The organism is Streptomyces sp. XM83C (genome assembly GCF_023072675.1).
GTDB classification, from domain to species: Bacteria; Actinomycetota; Actinomycetes; order Streptomycetales; family Streptomycetaceae; genus Streptomyces; species Streptomyces thermocoprophilus.
In genome coordinates this window covers 1-4,076 of sequence record NZ_JALLGL010000423.1, presented here as the reverse complement: position 1 = coordinate 4,076, position 4,076 = coordinate 1, and the positions used below count along the sequence as shown (strand labels likewise).

Here is a 4,076-nt window from a genome sequence, read left to right as displayed (position 1 = left end):
CAGTACGGCGGCGGCCGTTACGCCCCCGTCCCCGTCCCCCAGACGGTCTCCACGACCTCGGCGGCCCTGCGCTGGGCGGTACCGGCCGCCGCCGTACTGGTCGCGTCGGCGGTGGTGGCCGGACGGATCCTGCGGAGACGGGGCTGACCGGCGACGGCCTGAACGAAGACGGGGCCGAACAGGACCACGGGCACACGGGCACACGGACAGGACCCGGGGACGCCGACAGGACCACGGGCACGGACAGGACCCGGGGACGCCGACGGGACCACGGGCACACGGACAGGACCCGGGGACGCCGACGGGACCACGGGCACACGGACAGGACCACGGGGGTACGGGAGACAGATGACCGTCATAGCGGTGACCGGGCACATCCGTCTGACCGAGGCCAGCCTGCCGCTCGTGCGGGAGGCGCTGCGCGAGACGCTCGCGCCGTACGCCGGTGACCTCACGGGCGTGTCCTGTCTCGCGGCGGGCGCCGACTCGCTCTTCGCCGAGGTCGTGCTGGAGCTGGGCGGGCGGCTCGTCGCGGTCGTACCGTCGCGGGACTACCGTTCGGCGGTGGTGACGCCCGAGCACGCCGGGACGTTCGACCGGCTCGTCGAGGCCGCCGACGACGTCACGGTCCTCGACCGCCCGGTCGCGGACGCGGCGGCGTACGAGGCGGCCAACCAGGAGATGCTGCGCCGCGCCGAACGCCTCGTCGCCGTATGGGACGGTGCACCGCCGGGCGGGCAGGGCGGCGGTACCGCCGACGCCGTGCTCACGGCCCGCGCGGGCGGCCTGCCCGTCGACGTGGTGTGGCCGGAAGGGGCAGCACGCGGCGCCTGAGCCGCGCCCCCGGCCCCCGCTCCCGAAGTAGGGTCGTCCCGTGAGCAACGAAGACATCACGTTGACCGCCGGCGACGCGGAAGTCGTCCTGACGCCAGGGAACGGCGGGCGGATCGCCGGACTGCGCGTGGGCGGCACCGAACTGCTGCGGCAGGGGGAGCGGTACGGGTGCTTCCCGATGGTGCCGTGGTGCGGCCGGATGCGGGAGGGACGCTTCCGGGACGGTGCCGTGGAGCACCGGATGCCGCTCAACGCCCCGCCGCACGCCATCCACGGCACCGCCCGCGACGGCGCCTGGAGCGTCGCCCGGCGCGGCACCGACGAGGCCGTCCTGACGTACGACCTGGTCGAGCCGTGGCCCTACCCGGGCCGGGTCACCCACCACATCGTCCTCGCGCCCGGCTCGCTGACGCTGACCATGGGCGTGGAGACGTACGGCTCGTCCTTCCCGGCGCAGGCCGGCTGGCACCCCTGGTTCCTGCGGAACCTCGGCGGCGAGGACGTACGCGTCGACTTCTCGCCCGCGTGGCAGGAGGAGCGCGGCGAGGACCACCTGCCGACCGGCAAGCGCATCGACCCCCTGCCCGGCCCCTGGGACGACTGCTTCGGCATGCCCGGCGGGGTGGACGTCACCCTCACCTGGCCGGGGCAGCTTGAGCTGAAGGTCACCAGCCGGGAGGAATGGGTCGTCGTCTACGACGAGCAGGCCGAGGCCGTGTGCGTGGAGCCGCAGACCGGCCCGCCGGACGGACTGAACACCGCCCCCCGCCTGGTCACCCCGCTGGACCCGCTGGAGGCCACCACCGTCTGGACCTGGACACGCCTGTGACCAGCGAGGCGGTGCCCGCCACCGCGGCCGGTCCGGGCCGGCGGGGCACCGCCTAAGCTGTCCGGCATGACGGACGTACGTGCGGCTCTGCTGCAGCAGATCAAGGACAAGGCCGTGGTGCACGGCAAGGTGACCCTGTCGTCGGGCATCGAGGCCGACTACTACATCGACCTGCGGCGCGTCACCCTCGACGGGGAGGCCGCGCCGCTGGTCGGGCAGGTGCTGCTCGACCTGACCGCCGAGCTGGAGTTCGACGCCGTGGGCGGGCTGACCATGGGTGCCGACCCGGTCGCCGCCGCCATGCTGCACGCGGCCGCAGCGCGCGGGAAGAAGCTGGACGCGTTCGTCGTGCGGAAGGCCGCCAAGGCGCACGGTCTTCAGCGGCGCGTGGAGGGGCCGGAGATCGCCGGGCGGCGGGTCCTGGTCGTCGAGGACACCTCGACCACCGGCGGTTCCCCGCTGACCGCCGTCGAGGCCGTGCGGGAGGCCGGTGCCGAGGTCGTCGCCGTCGCCACGATCGTCGACCGGGCCACCGGCGCCGCGGAGAAGATCCAGGACGGCGCGGGTGTGCCGTACCTGTACGCGTACTCCAAGGACGAGCTGGGCCTCGACTGACCGGTCCGGTCCAGGCGGCCGGGAGCTACCCGTCGGTAGTGACCGCCCTGCGGACCACACCTGGACCTTCCGGCCAGGTCTGGAAAGATGGGGCCGACGATGACGTCGCCACACCCCAGGTCTAGGTCAGGGCCGTAAGCAGCAAGAACGCCCACCCGCACATACAAGGAGCGGACGAATGCCCATCGCAACCCCCGAGGTCTACAACGAGATGCTCGACCGGGCGAAGGCAGGCAAGTTCGCCTACCCGGCCATCAACGTCACCTCGTCGCAGACCCTGCACGCGGCGCTGCGCGGCTTCGCCGAGGCCGAGAGCGACGGCATCATCCAGATCTCGACCGGCGGCGCCGAGTTCCTGGGCGGCCAGCACAACAAGGACATGGTGACCGGCGCGGTCGCCCTGGCCGAGTTCGCGCACATCGTCGCGAAGAAGTACGACATCACGGTCGCCCTGCACACCGACCACTGCCCGAAGGACAAGCTCGACGGGTACGTACGCCCGCTGCTCGCGGTGTCCGAGGAGCGGGTCGCCCGCGGCGAGAACCCGCTGTTCCAGTCCCACATGTGGGACGGCTCGGCCGAGACCCTCGCCGACAACCTGGAGATCGCGCAGGAGCTGCTGGCCCGCGCCGCCGCCGCGAAGATCATCCTCGAGGTCGAGATCACCCCGACCGGCGGCGAGGAGGACGGTGTCTCGCACGAGATCAACGACTCCCTGTACACGACGGTCGACGACGCGATCCGCACCGCCGAGGCGCTCGGCCTGGGCGAGAAGGGCCGCTACCTCCTCGCCGCGTCCTTCGGCAATGTGCACGGCGTGTACAAGCCGGGCAACGTCGTGCTCCGTCCCGAGCTGCTGAAGGAGCTGAACGAGGGCGTCGCCGCGAAGTTCGGCAAGCAGTCGCCGTTCGACTTCGTCTTCCACGGCGGTTCCGGCTCCACGGTCGAGGAGATCCACACCGCGCTGGAGAACGGCGTGGTGAAGATGAACATCGACACGGACACGCAGTACGCCTTCACGCGTCCGGTCGCGGACCACATGTTCAAGAACTACGACGGTGTCCTGAAGGTCGACGGCGAGGTCGGCTCGAAGAAGACCTACGACCCGCGCACCTGGGGCAAGCTCGCCGAGGCGGGCATGGCCCAGCGCGTCGTCGAGGCCTGCCAGAGCCTCCGCTCGGCCGGCACCAAGATCAAGTAACGGTGCCTTCGAGGGCCGGGGCGGGGACCGCGAGGGTCCCGCCCCGGCCTTTGCGCAATGCGGGGCCCGGGGCGGGGCGGGCGCGGTGCCAGACTTGGGGCATGAGCATCCACGAGAACCTCCTCGGGGGCCCGCCCCCCACCCACCTGCCCGACGACCCGGAGCCGCGTGAGCTGCTGGCCTCCGGCACCGCCGCCGCGGAGGTCGCCGCGAAGCACCCGACGTCCTCGCTGGCCTGGGCCCGGCTGGCCGACGAGGCGTTCGAGCGGGGCTCGGTCGTCGAGTCGTACGCCTACGCCCGTACCGGATACCACCGGGGCCTGGACGCGCTGCGCCGCAACGGCTGGAAGGGCCACGGCCCGATCCCCTGGGAGCACGAGCCGAACCGCGGCTTCCTGCGCGCCCTGCACGCCCTCGCCCGCGCCGCGCAGGCCATCGGCGAGAAGGAGGAGTACGAGCGCTGCTCGCAGTTCCTGAAGGACTCCTCGGAGACGGCCGCCGAGACCCTCGGCTGACCCGGCGGCACCCCGCCCGGCACGGCCCGCCCCGCCCCCCGGCGGCAGGCGGGCCGTACGTGTCGTGGGGGCGTTCCTCGGG

At 72.7% G+C, this 4,076-nt stretch carries 5 protein-coding genes; all 5 read left to right on the top strand.

What is annotated here, in order from left to right; translation table 11 throughout:
- Positions 1-348 precede the first annotated feature (348 nt).
- The 5 genes from MTQ10_RS28520 (at position 349) to MTQ10_RS28500 (ending at position 3,994) form a co-directional block, all read left to right on the top strand.
- Positions 349-834, top strand: coding sequence for a hypothetical protein (locus MTQ10_RS28520; RefSeq protein WP_247473226.1), 486 nt, complete (start codon positions 349-351; stop codon positions 832-834).
- 40 nt (positions 835-874) lie between these two features.
- A complete protein-coding gene (locus MTQ10_RS28515; RefSeq protein WP_247473224.1) occupies positions 875-1,663 on the top strand; it encodes an aldose epimerase family protein in 789 nt (262 codons plus the stop codon).
- Between the two features lie 66 nt (positions 1,664-1,729).
- Positions 1,730-2,278 carry an orotate phosphoribosyltransferase gene (gene pyrE / locus MTQ10_RS28510; protein ID WP_247473222.1) on the top strand — a complete coding sequence of 183 codons (549 nt, stop codon included), beginning with the start codon at positions 1,730-1,732 and terminating at the stop codon, positions 2,276-2,278.
- A 178-nt stretch (positions 2,279-2,456) separates the two neighbouring features.
- On the top strand, positions 2,457-3,479 hold the full coding sequence (gene fbaA / locus MTQ10_RS28505) for a class II fructose-bisphosphate aldolase (RefSeq protein WP_247473221.1): 1,023 nt from the start codon (positions 2,457-2,459) through the stop codon (positions 3,477-3,479).
- Between the two features lie 101 nt (positions 3,480-3,580).
- Entirely contained in the window at positions 3,581-3,994 is a 414-nt protein-coding gene (locus MTQ10_RS28500) for a DUF3151 domain-containing protein (RefSeq protein ID WP_247473219.1), read from the top strand.
- The last annotated feature ends 82 nt before the right edge of the window (positions 3,995-4,076 follow it).

Coding starts and splice junctions, on each gene's coding strand:
- MTQ10_RS28520 (WP_247473226.1), top strand. CDS start 349: ATGACCGTCATAGCGGTGACCGGGCACATCCGTCTGACCGAGGCCAGC.
- pyrE (WP_247473222.1), top strand. CDS start 1,730: ATGACGGACGTACGTGCGGCTCTGCTGCAGCAGATCAAGGACAAGGCC.
- fbaA (WP_247473221.1), top strand. CDS start 2,457: ATGCCCATCGCAACCCCCGAGGTCTACAACGAGATGCTCGACCGGGCG.
- MTQ10_RS28500 (WP_247473219.1), top strand. CDS start 3,581: ATGAGCATCCACGAGAACCTCCTCGGGGGCCCGCCCCCCACCCACCTG.